This window comes from Salmonirosea aquatica, from assembly GCF_009296315.1.
GTDB classification, from domain to species: Bacteria; Bacteroidota; Bacteroidia; order Cytophagales; family Spirosomataceae; genus Salmonirosea; species Salmonirosea aquatica.
The window spans coordinates 1,274,539-1,293,055 of sequence record NZ_WHLY01000002.1 but is presented as its reverse complement, the minus strand read 5'-3'; the positions used below and the strand labels follow the sequence as shown (position 1 = coordinate 1,293,055).

Annotated in this window: 15 protein-coding genes; 2 read left to right on the top strand and 13 right to left on the bottom strand. The window is 53.0% G+C overall.

Going from position 1 to position 18,517, the window contains the following annotated elements:
• Window positions 1-96 precede the first annotated feature (96 nt).
• The 9 genes from GBK04_RS06530 to GBK04_RS06490 form a co-directional block, all read right to left on the bottom strand.
• On the bottom strand, window positions 97-345 hold the full coding sequence (locus GBK04_RS06530) for a hypothetical protein (RefSeq protein ID WP_152757950.1): 249 nt from the start codon (window positions 343-345) through the stop codon (window positions 97-99).
• Window positions 346-433: 88 nt separating this feature from the next.
• The gene (locus tag GBK04_RS06525) at window positions 434-1,123 is read right to left on the bottom strand and encodes an AcvB/VirJ family lysyl-phosphatidylglycerol hydrolase (protein ID WP_373330763.1); all 690 of its coding nucleotides are present in this window, start codon (window positions 1,121-1,123) and stop codon (window positions 434-436) included.
• 25 nt (window positions 1,124-1,148) lie between these two features.
• Window positions 1,149-3,749, bottom strand: coding sequence for a phosphatidylglycerol lysyltransferase domain-containing protein (locus GBK04_RS06520; RefSeq protein ID WP_373330762.1), 2,601 nt, complete (start codon window positions 3,747-3,749; stop codon window positions 1,149-1,151).
• Window positions 3,750-3,837: 88 nt separating this feature from the next.
• Window positions 3,838-4,311 (bottom strand): hypothetical protein, encoded by a 474-nt coding sequence (locus GBK04_RS06515; protein WP_152757944.1) that lies wholly within the window; start codon window positions 4,309-4,311, stop codon window positions 3,838-3,840.
• 345 nt (window positions 4,312-4,656) lie between these two features.
• Window positions 4,657-4,842 carry a CsbD family protein gene (locus GBK04_RS06510; RefSeq protein ID WP_152757942.1) on the bottom strand — a complete coding sequence of 62 codons (186 nt, stop codon included), beginning with the start codon at window positions 4,840-4,842 and terminating at the stop codon, window positions 4,657-4,659.
• A gap of 149 nt (window positions 4,843-4,991) precedes the next feature.
• Window positions 4,992-5,600 carry a MarC family protein gene (locus GBK04_RS06505; RefSeq protein WP_152757939.1) on the bottom strand — a complete coding sequence of 203 codons (609 nt, stop codon included), beginning with the start codon at window positions 5,598-5,600 and terminating at the stop codon, window positions 4,992-4,994.
• A 198-nt stretch (window positions 5,601-5,798) separates the two neighbouring features.
• The gene (locus GBK04_RS06500) at window positions 5,799-7,061 is read right to left on the bottom strand and encodes an AGE family epimerase/isomerase (RefSeq protein ID WP_152757937.1); all 1,263 of its coding nucleotides are present in this window, start codon (window positions 7,059-7,061) and stop codon (window positions 5,799-5,801) included.
• Window positions 7,062-7,153: 92 nt separating this feature from the next.
• Window positions 7,154-8,155 carry a bifunctional heptose 7-phosphate kinase/heptose 1-phosphate adenyltransferase gene (locus tag GBK04_RS06495; protein ID WP_152757935.1) on the bottom strand — a complete coding sequence of 334 codons (1,002 nt, stop codon included), beginning with the start codon at window positions 8,153-8,155 and terminating at the stop codon, window positions 7,154-7,156.
• Between the two features lie 104 nt (window positions 8,156-8,259).
• Entirely contained in the window at window positions 8,260-9,192 is a 933-nt protein-coding gene (locus tag GBK04_RS06490) for an RraA family protein (RefSeq protein WP_152757934.1), read from the bottom strand.
• Between the two features lie 205 nt (window positions 9,193-9,397).
• Here GBK04_RS06490 and GBK04_RS06485 point away from each other — a divergent pair, with 205 nt between their 5' ends.
• Complete coding sequence (locus tag GBK04_RS06485; RefSeq protein WP_152757932.1) at window positions 9,398-10,882, top strand: mandelate racemase/muconate lactonizing enzyme family protein; 1,485 nt, start codon at window positions 9,398-9,400, stop codon at window positions 10,880-10,882.
• Between the two features lie 102 nt (window positions 10,883-10,984).
• Here the strand turns inward: GBK04_RS06485 and GBK04_RS06480 are convergent, their stop codons facing one another.
• The 4 genes from GBK04_RS06480 to GBK04_RS06470 form a co-directional block, all read right to left on the bottom strand.
• The gene (locus GBK04_RS06480; protein WP_152757930.1) at window positions 10,985-11,611 is read right to left on the bottom strand and encodes a hypothetical protein; all 627 of its coding nucleotides are present in this window, start codon (window positions 11,609-11,611) and stop codon (window positions 10,985-10,987) included.
• A gap of 11 nt (window positions 11,612-11,622) precedes the next feature.
• Entirely contained in the window at window positions 11,623-12,729 is a 1,107-nt protein-coding gene (locus GBK04_RS06475) for a Gfo/Idh/MocA family protein (protein ID WP_152757928.1), read from the bottom strand.
• 92 nt (window positions 12,730-12,821) lie between these two features.
• The gene (locus GBK04_RS30370) at window positions 12,822-13,385 is read right to left on the bottom strand and encodes a hypothetical protein (protein WP_373330761.1); all 564 of its coding nucleotides are present in this window, start codon (window positions 13,383-13,385) and stop codon (window positions 12,822-12,824) included.
• On the bottom strand, window positions 13,382-15,007 hold the full coding sequence (locus GBK04_RS06470) for an alpha-amylase family protein (RefSeq protein ID WP_373330760.1): 1,626 nt from the start codon (window positions 15,005-15,007) through the stop codon (window positions 13,382-13,384). Before GBK04_RS06470 ends, GBK04_RS30370 begins: the two co-directional genes overlap by 4 nt.
• A 292-nt stretch (window positions 15,008-15,299) precedes the next feature.
• Here GBK04_RS06470 and GBK04_RS06465 point away from each other — a divergent pair, with 292 nt between their 5' ends.
• Window positions 15,300-18,476: a SusC/RagA family TonB-linked outer membrane protein gene (locus GBK04_RS06465; protein WP_152757926.1), complete on the top strand. Its 3,177-nt coding sequence runs from the start codon at window positions 15,300-15,302 to the stop codon at window positions 18,474-18,476.
• Window positions 18,477-18,517: the final 41 nt, after the last annotated feature.

The window sequence follows — 18,517 nt, the reverse complement described above, 5'->3', positions numbered from 1 at the left end:
TTTTAAACTTCCGGCTTTGGATCTGTACTTATTAAAGCATCACCGAAATTTTCCCTAAACCGAGATTTGTTCACCACCCAGACTCATTTCTAGGATTCAAACAATTGGAATATGGGGGAAATTGAGCCGAATGTCGTTTAGCTCCTGTTCCTGGAGCATCCGGGAAGAATAGAACCATATCCGCACGATCTTGTCATGCCCCTGGTCATCCAATCCATAGAAATAGAGCATGGAAAGGTGCGAGTTTGCGGCATCGACGGGAACAGACTCTATCCGGCTGATCCGGCAATGAAGGCCAAAGTCATTGAGTATCGGGCCAACGGAAAGCTGAGATTCAGGAACCATACAGCTCGGATTTTAAGCTGTCCGCGATTAAATCCTGGTGCTGTTTGGCTTTTCTGAAAGCGGAGGTAGCTCGAAGTGCTATCGCTTACTAATCCGTATTCGGGGAAATGGCCTCCGCCAACGCGCCGTAATTGTCATCGTAGTGGTGGCCGCCCGGCAAATGGGCTACCCGGATGCCAGCCTGGGTGAGTTTGGCTTCCACGGCATTGTCTTCATCGTGCCCAAACAGGCAGACCAAACCTGAGTCTTTGATTCGGGTCATTTCGGCTAGTACATTGTAATGGCCCTTGTTGTTGCCCAGGTTGAGCATATCGGCCAGATGTACCTCAAAATCCGTCCGTTCGTCGGGCGAAAGGGCTATGACTACCCGTAATGATTTTTGTAAGTCGGGTGCCAGCCGAGTGGCGACAAAAGGTACTATGGATGCGCCAAATGAAAAGCCCAGCAGCACAAACGTCTTTTTGTTCCAGCGTTTCATGTATTGCGCGATGGCCGCGCTCAGTTCGGCGGTTGTTTGGGCAGGCGTTTTTTCCTTCCAGAAGTACTTCCTGGCGTCCAGTCCCACAACCGGCATCCCCCGACGGGAGAGGGTTTCCGACAGCTTTTGGTCAAACTCGATCCAGCCGCCATCCCCCGAAATAAAAAACACCAGCGGCTGCTCGCTATTCACCGACGTCGGGATCAGCGTTAAGGGTAGGTCTGCGGGCAAATGGAAGGAACCCGCGATAGACCATTGATTTATCAAAACCAGAAGAATCACCCATCTCACTCTCTTCATAATCATTTATAATTCCTCATTGAAATTACGGTTTTATCACCTTAGCCAGAACAGTCGTAATATTGAATAAGTCATAGTCGTCATTGAACACCAGGTACTTGTTGTGCCAGGTTGGGGCAAATTTATCCTTAAAATCACGCAGTCCTTTGTAATGGCCAAACGAGCGGATTTTCTCATAGGCAAATTTCATGGAGCGCTCGGGCAGGTTCTGTGGATCGGCGATGCCCGACATGGGGGCAAACCCCAGATTGACTGACGTATAGCCTGCCGATTTGAGGTACCTGAACAGCTCTACGGTGATGAAATCAATCACGCCACCAGGGGCGTCTTTGGTTTTGCGAATGAGGTCATAGGTACCCTCGCCAGGTGCATAGTCGGGAATCACGTTCAGAAAGGCGACGATCTTTTCTTCGGGATTCTCCACCGTCAGGATAGTCTGCTGTTTCAGTTCATCCCATAGGAACATCCCCTGCGAGAAGACAATTTCGCTACGTTCGGTGTCAGCCAGCCATTCGTCCGACACGGATTTGAGTTTTTGCAAAAGCCCATCATTGATGGGTGGCTGATACACCCGGGCCTGATAGCCTTTTTCGGATACTTTTTTCAGGGCATTTCGGATTGATTTCTTAGCGCCCCCTTCCAGCGAAAACGAAATGAGGTCCATGACTGCTTCCTGTCCAAGCAGGATTTTCTTTTTCTTGGGAAACAGGGCAAGATTTTCCTCCGGAACGCGGTAGTACAGGCTTTTCAATCCGCTTTCACGGCAGAATTTGTTGAAAGCGATGACGCAAGCACGCCAGGATTCCCTCGGTCCCACAGGCCCTTCCAGCGCCACGGCGTAGCTGCCCGTAACCCGGTAGGCGATGAAGCAGTCGAGGTGGTCGGGTTTGAAAATGATCTTGTCAAAATAGGTCTTGAAATGATCGAGCGCGGTGCATCCGTGTTGTTGCAGGACTGTCCGCGCCCATTCCAGGTCCTCGTCTTCCACCGCGGCTTTGATGATGTAGGGCCGCACCAGGGTGTAGATCAGAAAGGCCAGGCACAAAAAACCGCTGATGTTGATCGAATACAGGAATCGCTGCGCGAAGGCATCTTGAGGTACCAGGTCGCGGCAGCCGATCAGGAAAAAATTCTGTACCGTGTAGCGGATGGATTCGCCAAGACTGAAATCGTTGATGAAGTGTTTACGGTCTAAAAAATAGAACCCGATGCAGCCATACAGTACCACCGCCGCGCAACTCAGCAGGGTGGTTTGTACGCCGATGATGCCCAATTTGCGGTTGTTCTTGACATAGTACTCGCGGCGGGAAACCAACAGGATGAGTAGCGTGACAAAGGAAAAAATCGCCTCCTCGTAGTCGATGGCTTTGGTGATATTACCCACGATTGACAGCCCGCACAGCACCACCGCAAAGTACCAGGCCATGCGCAGGCCTTTGAGCATAAAAGCTGCCGTGACGAGCAGAAACAGTCCGGCGATCAGCACAAAGAAGTTGGAGGCTTCGATGGCATCGGTGGGGAGTACCCCTTTCAGAAAACTCAGCCGCTGGTTGATCGCGGGCGTCAGCACCGACACGATATTGACTACCCCCAGCACGAACAATAGCAAAGCCGGGAAAATGCGCAGCAGCAGTTTGTTGATTTTCAACAGAAAACTCGCCGCCCCGGCAAACAGCGGCAGCCAGAACTCGAGAAAGCGGAACAGGAACGTGACCGATACGGCGGCGGCCTCGGTATAGCCGAAGCGCACCAGGATAAAGCTCATGGATACCTCGATGGCACCCAACCCGCGCAAAAAAGGCGAGATGATAAGAAAAATAACGGCCACAATGTAACTCATCAGCGCGGCGAATAGGGAAGGCTCGAGCCGCAGGGCCACCATCGCAATGTACACATGCGCGACGCCGACCAGTTCGATGAGGACACTGTAAAAAACCGTCAGCGCAAAGTGCCGGCGATCGATCCGGTTGCCCAGCAAATCCTCGATGTAGAGTTCCGCCGCCGGGAAGTACCGGATCAGTTTCTCGTAGAGAAAGCCTTTGGCCAGAATGGAACGGTACAAGCCGTACAGTCCGGCTACCAGGGCGATAATTCCGAGCAGAGCAACCCACTCGCCCGTACCCAGGGTACCCTGGACCAGCGCGTACCCAAAGGCCGGCAGCGCAACCACCACAACCGACAGGATGCCCACAAAGGCATAAATGGAAGACGCAAAGTGGATCTGGGATTTGCTGACGCCTTTTTTGGTAAGGTCGCTTGTAAAAAAAGCCAGGGACGAAATGCCGCCCGCGGGCAGGAATACGCTGACGAAATTACGTTTCAGGAATAGAATCACGGCGTCGTAGAGCGGTACCCGGCTACCAATGGCCGCAAAGGACGCTACGTACATCAGGCCCTGAATGATGAGGTAGGCTACCGTAAGTGCGATGCCCGCTGCCACCCATTGCCCCGAAGCAGTGACCAGCAACTGCCTGACCTGCCCCAGCTCGGCCTGCTCGTGTTTGATAAACCAGATTCCCAGGCCGACAAAGAAAATAGTCAGGATAAACTGACCGATACTTTTGGCATTCTCGCGGAGGTAGGGGAGTCCCTTTTGGGTGATGAAGGTAAGTGGTCTTGTGGACAAGGTCATAGAACGTCAATCGTGTATTAGGGGGTAATGAAGCTAATACTAACGATTTTTTGCGGCAATACGGCCACATGTCTGGGAAAAATTACAGGGTTTTCACAATGATATAGATCGACTCGACTGATCCCGCCGGGTTCAGCTGAGCCCTTAATTCTTGGATACTCGGTATTTGATTCCAGCGCCAGAAGCTAGGGCTGGTAGAATCGGGAGGGGTGTCGGGTAGGCCCAGTAGAATTGGGGTTTGTCGGGCCGGGGTACCCTTGGGCGGGTATATCGTAATCCAGTCGGCCATATCGTTGATGTAAGTGATTTCGATGGTACCCTCCTGGTAGGAGTACTTCTGACAGTTTGGACACCGTGACCTGGCGGCTTTCTCGGGGTCGAGGCTGCTCTGCGGTCCCAGAATAGTAGCGATATCTTCCTGGGTTTGGTCCGCAATGTCGCGGATATTCAGTAGAGGTTTTGGACCGGAATGGTCCGTGGTATTTTGATGTTGCGAAGGTGCAGACCCACAGGCCAGCATGAGTAGTGAGAAAAAAATCAGTTGACTGACCGTCATGGATCGTAAACGTAGGATGGTGCTACCCTACCAAATCCATCAGAAAGCAATATTTACTCAAAGCCGCAGGAAACATTCAATAACCAGGATAGCGAGCAAAAAGAAAAGAAGTGCCCGGCTACTGCTGCTACGGCGGAGGTGAAAGACGATATCCTCGAAAAGGTACTTCATGAAGGCGGTCTGTTTGGGGTTTCAAAGCAAACGACCCCGCCCTAAGACTCCAAAATATTTCCATTATGGTTTTGTTACGCTTTCGTGCGGACGACTATACAATACGCAAAAACCCCCGAAGCGAGGTGCTTCGGGGGTTCTGTACTTTTCATTAATGAAGTGCAATTCGACACATTATAGGTCGGCTATTTCTTTCTTGATTTCGTCTTTGGTTTTGCCTACTTTCTGCTGGATTTTACCCCAGGTTTCGTCTTCTTTTCCTTCGGCGTAGGTTAGGTCGTCGTCGGTAAGTTCGCCATACTTTTGCTTCAACTTACCTTTCATTTCGTTCCAATTTCCTTTTATGGTTTGCTCGTTCATGACAGTTAATTTTAAATTTAGTGGTAAATGGTACTTTGAAAAACTATACTATCTCATGTAAAAAGATTATTCCACCCCCAGTCGAGCGATTCGAGAGCGGAAAATGGGCCATTCGGGGACGAAATGGGAATATTATTGCGCAGTGTTTCCTATAAGTTAAAAGAGCCTTTGATGCCCGACAGAATGCTCTGCATGGCAAAAGAGGCCAGAATCAACCCCATGATCTTACTGATGACCGTAATGGCCGACTCACCGATACGATCCTGTATCTTGCTGGCTGTCAATAATAAAAAGCAGGTAAGGCTCATTACTAATAGTACATTCAGGGTAGTGAGCGCTTGCTCCTCGATCGTGTATAGGTGGTTATCGGTGAGAAGTACCACCGCCATAATGGCTCCGGGCGAGGCCAGCGAAGGAAGGGCGATGGGAAAGATAGTGACGTGCTTGTAATCCTTGATCAGGTGCTTTTCTTCGGCCGGCTTACCTTCTCCAAAAACCATGGTAAGGGCAAACAGGAACAGAATGACGCCCCCGGAAATCTGGAAGGCATCCAGCGAAATGTGCATGGCTTCCATAATCACCTGGCCAACCACAATGAAGAATACGAGGATCAGAGCCGCAATGACGCTGGCCCGCAAGGCGATTTTCTTTTTTTCTTTATTGTTAAATTGTTTGGTGGCCTCCAGGAACACGGGTATGGAGCCAATCGGGTCAATAACGGCGATCATGAAAAAAAAGGTCTTTATCGCTTCAACCATGCCATGTTGGTATTTTGGAGAACAGAATCTGAATGGGTACCCACCAAGAACGGATGTTATGCCTTATGCGTTCTGTGAAATTTCTCAAAGGTACCTATGGGGATAAAAAAAGCGATCTTTTAACACCAGAGCCTCCCCGATTTTAAAATTGGGGAGGCTCTGGCATTTCTAGTCCGGCAGCAATAGCCTATGTTACATTTACTGAGCCAGTAACTTATCCAGCCGCACGATGCTCTGCACCATGGCCCGCACGCTGTGGTAGTTGACTTTCCATGAATGGCTCATGTGCGTCCAGATGGGTTCACCCTGTCGGGTCAGCAGCGGCTTCCATTCGCCTACTTCGTGCGCGATCATCTTATCGAAAACGAACCGATGCGTGGCGTCGTAGGCTTCCAGGTACTTTTCGTCGCCATACACCCGGTAGGCATCCAGCATCCCGATGAGTACCTCGGCCTGCTGCCAGAATTCTTTTTCGCGGTCGTACACTTCACCCGCGTGGGAACCTTCCACGTACACGCCACCGTACTCCCAGTCGATGCCGTGCGCGATGGCGTGCCGGAACGATTGCAGAAGCTGGTTTTCGTACTGGCTATACGGAATGCCCAGCACGTCGAGGGCGTGCATGAGCAGCCAGGCAAATTCTACATTGTGGCCGTAAGACGTATTGTCCTCGGCGGCGCTCTTTTGACCGTCCTCACTGAACCGGTCCCAGCCCCAAATGATGTCGAACTTGATCTGCGGCGCCACGCGCCAGTCGGCCCAGAACTGCGGGATGCCCGTTCCGTATTCGGGGTGCGTAACTCTATGGATCAGCAGCTCGATCATTTCCAACAGCTTGCGGCGGTGAATTTCCCGGCCGCTGGCTTCGTAGAGGGTCGTGAATGCTTCCATGAGGTGCATGTGGGCATCGAGCGTTTTACGGTCGCCGCCCGCCGAGCCGGGCCCTTTGAGCGTCCAGTCGCGGTGGAACATTTCAAAGTACCCGCCGTAGTAGGTATCCACGGCATATTTTTGCAGCAGGTCAAAAACTTTTTCGGCGTATTCCAGACCGCGCGGGTCGCCCGTGGCCAGGGTATATTCACTGAGGGAGTAGATGGCAAAGCTGTGGCCGTACACGATTTTCTCGTCGATCGTGACCTCGCCCTTGCGGTTCATCAGCCAGTAGAAGCCACCATGTTCCGGATCCCACATTGTATTGAGCATGAAATCGACGCCGTGGCGGGCAATGTCGGCAAAGCGACCGTCGCCGTAACCTGCCCGGTGGGCCGAAGAGAAGGTGAATACCGTACGGCTTTGGGCGATAAGTGATTTTTCATCTTCGCCGGAGTCGTTTCCGTCTTTATCGAAGTGGGTGATGAAGCCACCGTTCTCCCGGTCCACGCAGCGGGTTTCCCAGAAGGGGAGTAGTTCCTGAGTCAGATGATGGTAAGCTTCGTCGCGGTAGGTTTGCAGTTTTTTCAATTTTGAATAAATGATTGAGTGAATGAGAAATTGAGGGGTGTGAGAAGAAAGGAAGGTACCTGTACGTGGGCAATCCAGTTCTGCTCATTTTTTTAAACTGTGCGGATCAGTTCAATGATTTCGTCCCGGGTGGCGGTACCCGTCTGGTTGATTTTCTGGACCGTGACGGCGGCCGCCAGATTGGCCAGGGCCAGTGTTTCCAGCACAGGTACCCTGGCTCCGGCGCAAGCTGCGAAAGCTGCTACGCTGGTATCGCCCGCGCCGACGGTGTCCAGTTCGCCTTCCAGCGTCAGGGCCGCACTCTGGTGTACGCCGCTGGCGTGTACGTACTGCATGCCTTGTTCGCCGCGCGTGATCAGCACCGGACCCTGCACGTGGTCGGAGAGTTGATGCCCGTAAAAGGTACATTCGTCGGTGGTCCAGCTTTCGTGTCCTGCTACTTCCAGGAGGCGGCCCATTTCTTCGGTATTTACTTTCAGCGTCATGCCGCGCAAGGCCAGCCCGTAGGTACGCATGTCGGCCAGAATATACACCTGTGGGTACACGGTGGCCAGGGTGTTCAGCAACTCCACGCGCTCCTGGGTTATGAGGGGCGAGGCAAACTGCTGATTGATGATCAGGATGTCCAGATGCGCCATCTGGGCTTTCAGACTTTTCAGGATTTTTTCAAAGCCCTCTTTGCTGAGTAGGTTGTGAGTGCCGAAGTCCACGCGGTTGAGCTCGGTACCCTGGTGCAGTGGCTTGGTGTAGGCGCAGGTTTCCCAGCCTTCGTCCTGTATCCGGATTCCGGCGGTATCCACGCCCAGCTTCTGCATCAGATGCAGCATTTCGCGGCCATAGACATCCCGCCCCACAGCTCCGAATACCTTCAGGGTACCTACACCCAGGGCGGCCAGGTTCTGCACCACATTGCCCGCGGCCCCGAGCGAAGTGCGCGGCTGGCGTCCCCACCACACCTCCCGTCGGGTTTCGAGGGAAATTTCACCCGTTTTTTTTTGCAGGTCATAATAAAAATCCACGGCAAAATCACCAATCACGCCAACCCGCAGGCTGCTTATTTTTTCAAAAATATAATGGACTTCGCTTTCCTGCATGAATTGTAATGAGAGATTGAGTGAGTTGTGAAGGGCGTGCGATGAGTGAACAGGTATTTGCACGATTCACTCATCGCACGAGCGATCCTGCCAAAATTATAAAACTACCACGTACGACCTTTCAGGAACTCATCCAGCTGCTGCTTGGTCATAGGTACCTCTTTGGGGTTGTCGGCTACCCATTTCAAAAAATCCGCCTTGATGGTATCGGTCCAACGGGTATCGATTTCGCCAGGGGTATACTTGCCTTCGCGGAGCCGCAGGTGGCCGAATTTATCTTTCAACGAAATGAATTCTGAATTAACAACCACTTTCTCAGCCAGATGCGCCGGAATAAAGACAATGCCTTCCTCCTTGGCCAGAATCAGATCGCCCGGAAGCACCGTGGCGCGTCCGATCCGGGTAGGGCAGTTGATGCAGCCCACCACCATGCCCTGAATGTAGGACGGATCGTAGCCGCGCACCCAGGCGTTGAACCCCTCGATGGCTTTTAGGCCTTCCAGGTCGCGCACCGAGCCGTCAAAAATAACGCCGTTTTTCGATTTGGCATAAATTGAGTTGCCCAGGTTGTCACCAATCAGGGTACCATCCTGAATTTTGCCAAAGCCGTCGGCAATATAAATATCGCCTTCCTGCAGCATATCGATGGGCCAGGAGTTGCTGGCGCCGCTGCGTTTTTCTTTTTTACCCTGCTCTTTGATCGGGTTTTCCATATCGGGCCGCGAAGGTAGGTAAGTTACCGTCAGGGCGCGGCCCGCCATCGGTTGTTCGGGGCGCATGATTTTCCAGTCACCCACAAACTGGTTGTGGTACCCTTCGTTGCGCAGTACCCCCCAGGCTTCTTCGAGCGAAATATTGCGGGCGCGGCGCACGAGGTCGTCCGATACGCGCGGGCGTCCATCGGCCGAGCGCTCCCCTTTCCATTCCTGAGAGTAAGCTGCGATGGCCTCTTTTGTGGCCTGAACCGATTGCGCATGGCTGGATATCGAAAGGCCGTAAATACTAAAAAGGCTTACGAGTAGGAATAATTGCTTCATGTTCTTTATCAGGTTAAAGTTTAAGAACTAAAAAGCTGAGTGCAATTTTTTTTACTCACCAGCAAAGAAACCTCTGCCTGAGTGGGAAACTACCAGGCTTAGGGATAAGGCGTTGCTGACCGCTGGCCTGCCTGGATTTTTTTGCTGTGCCTTGGCTTCACCAGCCTCAATTACCTATCATTTCTTTACAAAACCCTTAAAAACGATGAAAAAGAGATTACAAGACCTGTTGAGCAAACTACCCCAAAGTAGCCGCGATGCGGCGGACGCTCCGCCTCCATTTTCACCAGGCTCACCCCAGGACAGTCGGCGCGACTTTTTCAAAAAAGCTACTCTGGGCGGTCTATCGCTGGGAATGGCTCTGGATGGACAGGTAGATAGGGAAATGGAGTTTTTGACCCAAAAAGTAAAGCGCGATTCCAAACCGTCGGATCTGAAAATAACCGACATCCGGGTGGCTACCATCGTGGGAGCGCCGATGGTTTGTCCGATCATCCGGATCGATACCAATCAGGGCCTGGTCGGCTGGGGTGAAGTGCGCGACGGCGCCAGCCCCAACTACGCCCTGATGCTCAAAAGCCGCCTGCTGGGCGAAAACCCCTGCAACGTGGAGCGGCTTTTCAAGAAAATTAAGCAGTTTGGCGGCCAGAGCCGGGCAGCCGGTGGGGTGTGCGGCGTGGAAATGGCGCTGTGGGATCTGGCCGGCAAGGCCTATAATGTACCTGCCTACCAGTTGCTGGGCGGCAAGTTTCGGGATGAAGTCCGGATTTATGCCGATACGCCCGAGGTGAAGACGCCCGCCGAGTTTGCGGTGAAAATGAAGCAGGAGCGCATGGACAAAGGGTTTACATTCCTGAAGATGGACTTCGGGATTCAGCTGGTAGCGGATATTCCCGGCGCGCTCATCGGCGCCAAGGACTGGAACATCAAGCGGCAATGGAGTGACGGATCGAATAGGGGGAAAATTGGCGACTACGGCATGACGAAGCACCCTTTCACGGCGGTGCAGATTACGGACAAGGGATTGGACGCCATGGCCGAATTTGTGTCGCAGGTACGTGATGCCGTGGGCTACGAGATACCGCTGGCGGCGGATCACTTCGGTCACTTCGATGTCAACACCGCCATCCGCCTGGGCAAGCGCATCGAACAGTATCAGTTGGCCTGGCTCGAAGACCTGGTACCCTGGCAGTATACCGAGAAGTGGAAGCAGATTTCGGACGCCATCGAAACACCTACCCTGACCGGCGAGGATATTTATCTGAAAGAAGGTTTCATGAAGCTCATCGATGCCCACGCCGTGGACATGATCCATCCGGATCTGTCTTCGTCGGGAGGTTTGCTGGAAACCAAGAAAATCGGCGACTACGCCGAAGAGAACGGGGTACCTATGGCGATGCACTTTGCGGGGAGTCCGGTGGCTTTTATGGCGAACGTGCACTGCGCGGCCGCTACCGAAAACTTCATTGCCCTGGAACACCACTCGGTGGATATACCCTGGTGGGAGAGTCTGGTAAAATCTACCAAACCTTTGGTTGTCAAAGGTTTCGCGCCGGTACCTGATGCGCCCGGTCTGGGGATTGAGGTGGTGGAGGAAGTGGTGAAAGAGCACCTTAAGCCCGGCACGAAGCTATTTGCCCCCACGCCCGAATGGAACACGAAGGATTCGTGGGATCGGGAGTGGAGCTAAATCAATTGTGACGGGGTGCGGTACGCCGGAGCGGCCCGTGCGAGGTCAGAATGAGAAAATGGGTGAATTAAATTTTCGTCAAGGAAGTATTCACCCATTCTCTCACGATGTTCTCCATTCGTTCAATACTTCTGTAGTGCCTTTCCCCGAAAAATCGTACGAATTGTTTAGGATATCGAGATACCGCTGTCCGTCAGAATGCCGTACCGTGATCCGTACGTAAGGTAGGGGCGTTCCTTCGCTGACGGCTCTCCGCCTTCTAATCAACTCAACCGATTCTATGTCCGATTTTTGAATCATGACGATAGGTAGGAAAGGTACCTTTCTCCGCCACACTAAAAAATGGTCATCCAGAAGAAGGCCGAAATGAAACCGAGTTTGCTCTTTGTTTCGGGCGATGGCAAAATCCCGAAAAAGGGTGATGTACATGGCGACCGCGCAAAGAATAATGGCCAGCAGCAGCAAGGTGCCAAAAGCCGTCAGGAATGCTAATCCGGCAGACTGTGCCTGATTTTGCTCCTTGAAAAGCCGCCCTACTCCGTAAAAAAAGAAAACCAATATGCCGATGAATATGGGGAAGGTAAGCAGCGACACGATTCCCAACAGTACCCGCTGGGTATGGGGATGGTAAGTCCTTAAAGCCGGTGAGGGAGGTACGTGACCCGTTTGGAATATACCCCGGTACGGCTGCGGCACTTGACTCAGAAAATGATAACGTTTGATCCCCATCGTTCCTTGATTTACACCTTTATCTCCTTTCCCGTCCGGGCGGCTTCGTAAATAGCCTCCACGACTTTGATGTCACGAAGTCCTTCTTCACCGGGAGCGATCAGGGGTTTATTTTGCATAATGGCCAGAGCGTTGTCGTCCATCTGATTGGCCTGTTGATTGTTCAGTGGGACAGCGAGGTCAATCACCCCGTTGGAGTAGGTACCCTTGTTGCCGCTGTAAGCCGAAAACGGTTCCATCAGCAGGGTACCCTTTTCGTAATTCACTTTCAGGAAATTGGTGTTGATGCCGAAACTAGCGGTGCAGTTGGCCAAAGCCCCGCTGGGAAAGTGCAGCTGGTACATCGTCGTTTCGTCCACATCTTTATAAATCTCCGGCCGGTTTGTGAAGTGGTGGGCCGTCACCAGGGTGGGTTCTTCGCCCACCGCATGCCGTGCCCCCTGAATGGAGTACACGCCCATGTCGCCCATCACGCCGCCGCCCATTTCTTTTTTCTGTTTCCAGTGCGTGGTGCGGTTGTCCACGTAGCCCGCCGCGCAGCTGACGAGCCGGGGCTTGCCCATAGGCCCTTCTTTGGCGAGTTTCATCCAGGCCTGCATGTTAGGATCGTGTAAATTGCGGTACCCGATCGCCAGTTTCTTTTTATTGTCGGCGCAGGCTCTGATCATCGCCTCGCAGTCTTTGACGCTGGGTGCCATGGGTTTTTCGCACCATACATCTTTCCCGGCTTTGGCCGCCCGTACCACGTACTCGCGGTGCATCGAGGGGGGGAGCACCACATACACCACGTCGATATCGGGGTTGTTGGCAATCTGGTCGAAGGTCTGGTAGTTGTAGATATTCTTATCCGGGATGTTGTACTTCTTTTTCCAGGTTTCGGCTTTTTCGGGGGTACCTGTCACGATGCCCGCGAGGTAGCAGTGCTGGGTGAGTTGCAGCGCGGGCGCCAGCAGGTCGGTGCTGTAGTAACCCAGTCCTACCAAGGCAACGCCCAGCTTTTCTTTGGCTTTGGTGCGGCCGATCACATAGGGCGAAAAAGCGGCGAGCGCCGCTGCACCTACGCTGGTGGTCAGGAAATTTCTTCGTGAGAACAGAGCAGAGGAAACGATCTTTTCCATAATAAATGTCGAGCGTGAAGAATAAGGACGGGGAATGGTTAAAGAAAAAACTTTTGGCTTAATAATGCAAATCAGAAAGTCGCAGGAACTACTTACCCCAAATCCAGCGCGACGATTTCATGATCCAGGATGCGGGGTACCTGCACCGTGATTTTTCCATCGGTTTGTGTGAATTCAGGCTCCGTTCCGCGCATGAGGAGTTTTACGCGGGAAACTTTCTTGCCGGCAGGTACCTGCACAGTAACCTGGGTGTCGATGGGAATCAGCTCCCGGAAAGGGCCTTTCATCATCATCGGATTCGTGAGGTTCACGAGGTGTACCGTCATGGACTTTTCCTGCTGCCATACGGTACTGTCAATGACCCCCGGCCCGGCGATTGTCGTGATTGGCTCTTCGTCCAGTGCCCAGCCGATGATGTTGTTCAGTAAAATCCGGTGATCTACATTCAGCAGTTTCCAGAAGGTACGATCCAGATCGCCAGGCAAATAGGCTACCCGGCCTTTTCCAACCTGGCGCAGGTACACCTCCCGGATGTCGGTTTCGGGTACGCGCGGGTACACATCTTCCATGGGTAGATCGGGGTAGGTGGGGATCAGCGTAATGGGACTGGCAAAATCGGCCGTGGGTTTTACATTGACTTTATAAATCGCGTTCACGATCCGGGGGTACCTTCCAGTCCGGCCAGAATCTGCGTATGCAGGACATCCTGAGGCTGGTGCCGCAAGTGCAGGTAGCTGTTGCGCATGGGGCCTTCCACCTTTTGGTCAAAGGAAACGCCGAACAGTCTGGCCAAACCAAAATCCGAACGGGGCTGGGCTTCTTCGTCGTAGAGGGACGTTTCGAAGGTAGCCACCACGCTACCACCCCGCTGTACAAACGCTTCGATTTGCTGGCATTGCGCATCCGACAAGGCCGCAATATTGGGCAGGATCAGCAGTTTGAAGCGTTCCAGATCGGCAGCGCCGAGCAAACGGTCGTTGACCATGTCGAACGGAATCCGGCTTTCGACCAGCGCGTGGTACATGCCGTCCAGGTGATCGCCGCTGCGCTGTTGCCAGGGTTGGCCGCCGTACTTGCGGTCGGTTTGCTCGGAGTACATCACACCTACCCGCGCCAGCGAAGCAGTATTGCGCAGGTACTGCTCATTTTTGTGATAGACTTCGTACAGGGTAGCTACGGAATCCATCCAGCGCTTGTCGTAGATATCGGCACCGAATTTTACAAAACAGGGTCGCATGCCGTTGGCGGTACCCTCGGCTACCCAAATCCGGATTTCGGCGTCGCTCTGCACGGAATCCTTCCACCGGAATTCTTCTTCCAGTCCGACGCTGAAAATACCAATCAGTGGTTTGGCACCTAGCGTTGCGCGCAGTTCCTTGGCGCCTTTGCCATTAGTCCAGGGCGGAATCAAGCCCGAACGAGCCTGCTGGTCGGCAAAGAAAAGATCGGCTTCTTTGCCCGTGAGTACCTTATCCGGAAAGCCATTGGGAATGAAGCGGGAGGCCGGGCGTACCTCGCGGATGCCAGCATCCCACAAGGCCCACAGTTCCCGGAGGCGTTTGGTGCGCCATTCCGTCCAGCGGCGGTAGGTAGGGTCGAGCCTTTCTTCTTTTTGGGGCAAAGCCAGACCCGAAAAAGCTTTGAAATTCTGCTGGCAATGCTCACAGTAACACACGCCATGGCCCGCCCAGCGGTTGGAAAAAATGCCCTCCGGCGCGAAGCGCTGCATGATTTCGCGATTGACCTGCGGCATGAATTCAAAATTATAAGGCCCCAGCGCACAGGTGACCCACAGATCAGGATTGGCCCAGTGCCGCCGTTTATGGCCGTCGGCCGTCACCGCAATCCAGTCGGGATGGGCGTCGAAGGTACCCTGCCGGGTGGCGTGGGGGTCGGTGCGCAGCATGATTTTCATCCCCAGTTTCTTGCAGCCTTCCACCAGGTACCCCAAGGTATCGGCATCCCCCATGTATTGGCTACGGTGGTGCAGGGGAATTTCAGTCGGGTAAAAAGCCACCACACCCCCCGCGCTCAATAGCGCGCCATCGGCATGAATGCGCTTGAAGTAGGCAAGCCAGAAGTCGGGATCGTAATGGCCGGGATCGCGCTCTACAAAGGCCAGCTGCGCCCAGCGCATGGGACCGTCCAGCCAGAGGGTACCCTGCGGCGTATAATAATGGCCCGTATCCGATCGCGAGTTCGCCAGTACCGCGGTGCCCGTCAGAGCGAGGGTACCTCCCCATAATCCTGTGTTCTTGATGAATGCTCTTCTTTCCATATACAAAAGTTGTCAGCCGCGCCGAGGTGGCATTTTGGCCAATACCCGGTCGGGTACCTGAGGGGTAAAAGGACGTATGGTTTCCATTTTACCATTCATCCTCAGAATCCGGATGATACTAAGCCAGGAACCTATGGAAACGCCTTCCGGCTCGTGGTGAGGGTAAGAATCGGCTTGGGCTGTGAGAGGGGTACCTTTGTAATAATTTTTAATATATAAATATATTATAGAAATATTGGTAGATCGTATGAATAGGTGTCCTTTTAACACTATTCACTAAAACCTATGAAAAATGGAAAAACTTTCTCCTACTAAAACCCTAACATTCATGGGGTTATTTCTACTGCTGAGCCTGTCTAGTTTGGCTCAGGTGAACCCGGTGACGGGGACTGTGACGGGTGCCCGGGAAAACCAGCCTCTGCCGGGAGTTTCTGTGCTGGTAAAGGGTACCAACACGGGTACCACGACCAATGCCGACGGTAAATTTTCGGTCAATGCGGGGCCATCCGCCACGCTGGTGTTCAGCTTCATCGGATACTCCACGCAGGAGGTAGCCCTGAACAACCGCAGTAGTGTCAACGTAACGCTGGAAGAAAGCGCTACCGCGCTGAGCGAAGTAGTCGTCACGGCCCTGGGTATCCGGAAAGAATCCAAGAAGCTTGGCTATGCCGCCACCACGGTAGGTTCCGAAGCGATTACCGTCAACCGGACGCCTAACTTTATCAATACCCTGCAAGGCAAGATTGCGGGCGTCAACATTACGAGCCTGGGTACCGGGCCGGGGGGTACCTCCAAGATCCGTATCCGGGGACAATCCTCATTCTCGGGCCAGAACTCACCGCTGATCGTGGTGAACGGGGTACCCATCGACAATACCAACTTCGGTACCAACCCCAACAACCAGTCGTCGGATGGTTCCATTGCCGTGCGCGGCGGTGGCGGCAACACTTCCGATGGTGGCGACGGCTTGAGCAGCATCAATCCCGACGACATCGAAAGTATGACCGTACTGAAAGGCGCTACGGCGGCGGCCCTCTACGGTTCCCGCGCCAAGGACGGGGTGATTATGGTCACGACCAAAACCCGGGGCGAAAGCCGGGGCATCGGCGTGAGCTACAATTCTAATTTTACCGTGGACACACCCCTCGATTTTACGGATTACCAGTATGAGTACGGACAGGGTGAGGGTGGTGTACGCCCTACCACGGCTAACCCTACTTCGGGGCAGTGGTCGTTCGGGGAGAAGTTTCAGCCGGGTATGACGCAGGTACTTTTCGATGGCGTGACGGTACCCTACGAGCCTGTGTACGACCGGATCAGAAAGTTCTACCGCAATGGTACCAACTTCAATAATACGATTTCGGTTTCTTCCAATTCCGAAAAAGGCGGCTTCAACCTGTCGCTGGCCAACATGGACAATAAGGGAATTGTGCCTAACAATACCTTCAACCGCAAGACGATCAACCTCGGATTCAGCTATGACCTTTCCAAGCGGTTGAGTGTTACGGGCAATATCAACTACTCCAACGAGTACAACAAGAATCCACCTGTGATTGCCGAGCAGGATAACTCCATCCCGACTGCCCTCATGAACATGGCCAATTCCATGCCGCTCGACTTGCTGGATGAAAAAAAGTACGATGCCGATGGCAACGAGTTTGTGTATTCGCGCTTCAAGAACCGGACAAATCCCTACTTTACCCTGGCCGAACAGTTTCAGAATATTCGGCGTGATCGGATTTTTGGTAACATAACCGCCCGCTATAATTTGTTCGACTGGATGTACGTGCAGGCCCGGGTGGGTCAGGATTACTGGTCGCGCGACCAGGATTATACCAACTTCCCGACCGGACAGGCTTCTCGTCCTCCCGCGCCCGAAGGGTTTGTGAATGGCTTATATACGCAGGAAGCCCGGCGTTTTCGTGAAATCAATAAAGACATCTTGATTGGCGCTAACCATAAATTTGGGGTAATCGGGGTGGATGTTACCCTGGGCGGCAACCAGATGTACCGCCGCTCCGACCTGAATAGCGTACAGGTGACCGATTTTGTAGTGCGTGACCTGTACACCGTACAGAATGGTCGGGTAAAAGATCCTCTGTATAATCTTTCCGAGCGGGCGGTCAACTCAGTATACGGGGCGGCCGAACTCTCATACAAAGATTTCCTGTACTTGAACGTGACGGCCCGGAACGATTGGTTCTCTACCCTTTCTCCCGCCAACCGGAGTATCCTGTACCCTTCGGTATCGGGTAGCTTCGTGTTCTCGCAGGCCTTTGTCAATGTACCCAATTGGCTGACTTTTGGCAAGCTGCGCGCCGCCTACGCGGAAGTAGGGAGCGATACAGATGTTTCTCCCTACTCGAATAATCTTTTTTACGGAATCAATGCCAACCTGTTTCCCAACGTGGTCGGTGCCCAGCAACCCGTTGGCAACATCGCTACGAATACGGTACCCAACGCCAACCTGAGGCCTATGAGCACCAGCGAGACCGAGCTGGGACTGGAATTGAAAATGTTCGACAACCGGCTTGGTATTGACTTTGCCGTATACCGTAAAATAACCACCGATCAAATCGTTTCGGCGCAGATTTCCAACGCTTCGGGTTTTGCTAATACCCTGATCAATAGTGGGAAAGGACAAAATCAGGGAATCGAGTTGCTGGTCAACTTAGGCCTGGTGCGGAGTAATGATTTCCAGTGGGACTTTACCTTCAATGGCTCAGTCAACCAAACCAAAGTGCTCAGTCTGCTGACCGATACCCCCGGTGAACGCATCACCGTAGGTACCCACGTGTTCAACGGCGAACTGCGGCAGGTAGTGGGCCAACCGATGGCTTCGCTGTACGGCTTCGGCTTCAAACGGGACGACCAGGGCCGGAAGATTTTTGCTACCGATGGAAGACCCCAACGTACCACGGATCTCATTTCGTTCGGGTCGGCCATTCCTAAGTATGTGGGGGGCTTTACCAATACCTTCAATTACAAGGGTATCAACCTGTCGTTCCTGATTGATTTCAAGTTAGGGCATAATATGATGTCGGGTACCAACTTCAACGCTACCCGCCACGGTCTGCATAAGATGACCCTCGAAGGCCGTGAAGGTGGCGTAGTGGGCGATGGAGTGAACGAAAAAGGTGAGAAAAATACCGCAGTGGCCCCGGTGCAGTCGTACTGGGAGGTGGTGCGGTCACTGGCTTTGGTGGAGCCTATCGTGTACAACGCGGGTTTTTGGAAACTGCGGCAGATTACCGCCGGGTACGATTTCTCCCGGTTCCTGCCCGCCAAATCGCCATTGAAGGGGGTACGCCTGAGCTTTGTGGCCAATAATGTATTGTTACTCAAAAAATGGGTACCTAACATCGATCCCGAATCCTTCGGCTATGGCTCCGACAATATCGTGGGTCTCGAATCCACGGGCTTGCCTACTACCCGCAGCATGGGCTTTAACCTGAATGTAAAATTCTAACTGTGAATGAGGGATTGGGAGAATAGACTACGAAGCTTCAT

Coding starts and splice junctions, on each gene's coding strand:
- GBK04_RS06495 (WP_152757935.1), bottom strand. CDS start 8,155: ATGCAGGAAAGCGAAGTCCATTATATTTTTGAAAAAATAAGCAGCCTG.
- GBK04_RS06515 (WP_152757944.1), bottom strand. CDS start 4,311: ATGACGGTCAGTCAACTGATTTTTTTCTCACTACTCATGCTGGCCTGT.
- GBK04_RS06480 (WP_152757930.1), bottom strand. CDS start 11,611: ATGGGGATCAAACGTTATCATTTTCTGAGTCAAGTGCCGCAGCCGTAC.
- GBK04_RS06530 (WP_152757950.1), bottom strand. CDS start 345: ATGGTTCCTGAATCTCAGCTTTCCGTTGGCCCGATACTCAATGACTTT.
- GBK04_RS06475 (WP_152757928.1), bottom strand. CDS start 12,729: ATGGAAAAGATCGTTTCCTCTGCTCTGTTCTCACGAAGAAATTTCCTG.
- GBK04_RS06465 (WP_152757926.1), top strand. CDS start 15,300: ATGGAAAAACTTTCTCCTACTAAAACCCTAACATTCATGGGGTTATTT.
- GBK04_RS06470 (WP_373330760.1), bottom strand. CDS start 15,007: ATGGAAAGAAGAGCATTCATCAAGAACACAGGATTATGGGGAGGTACC.
- GBK04_RS06485 (WP_152757932.1), top strand. CDS start 9,398: ATGAAAAAGAGATTACAAGACCTGTTGAGCAAACTACCCCAAAGTAGC.
- GBK04_RS06510 (WP_152757942.1), bottom strand. CDS start 4,842: ATGAACGAGCAAACCATAAAAGGAAATTGGAACGAAATGAAAGGTAAG.
- GBK04_RS06505 (WP_152757939.1), bottom strand. CDS start 5,600: ATGGTTGAAGCGATAAAGACCTTTTTTTTCATGATCGCCGTTATTGAC.
- GBK04_RS06525 (WP_373330763.1), bottom strand. CDS start 1,123: ATGAAGAGAGTGAGATGGGTGATTCTTCTGGTTTTGATAAATCAATGG.
- GBK04_RS06490 (WP_152757934.1), bottom strand. CDS start 9,192: ATGAAGCAATTATTCCTACTCGTAAGCCTTTTTAGTATTTACGGCCTT.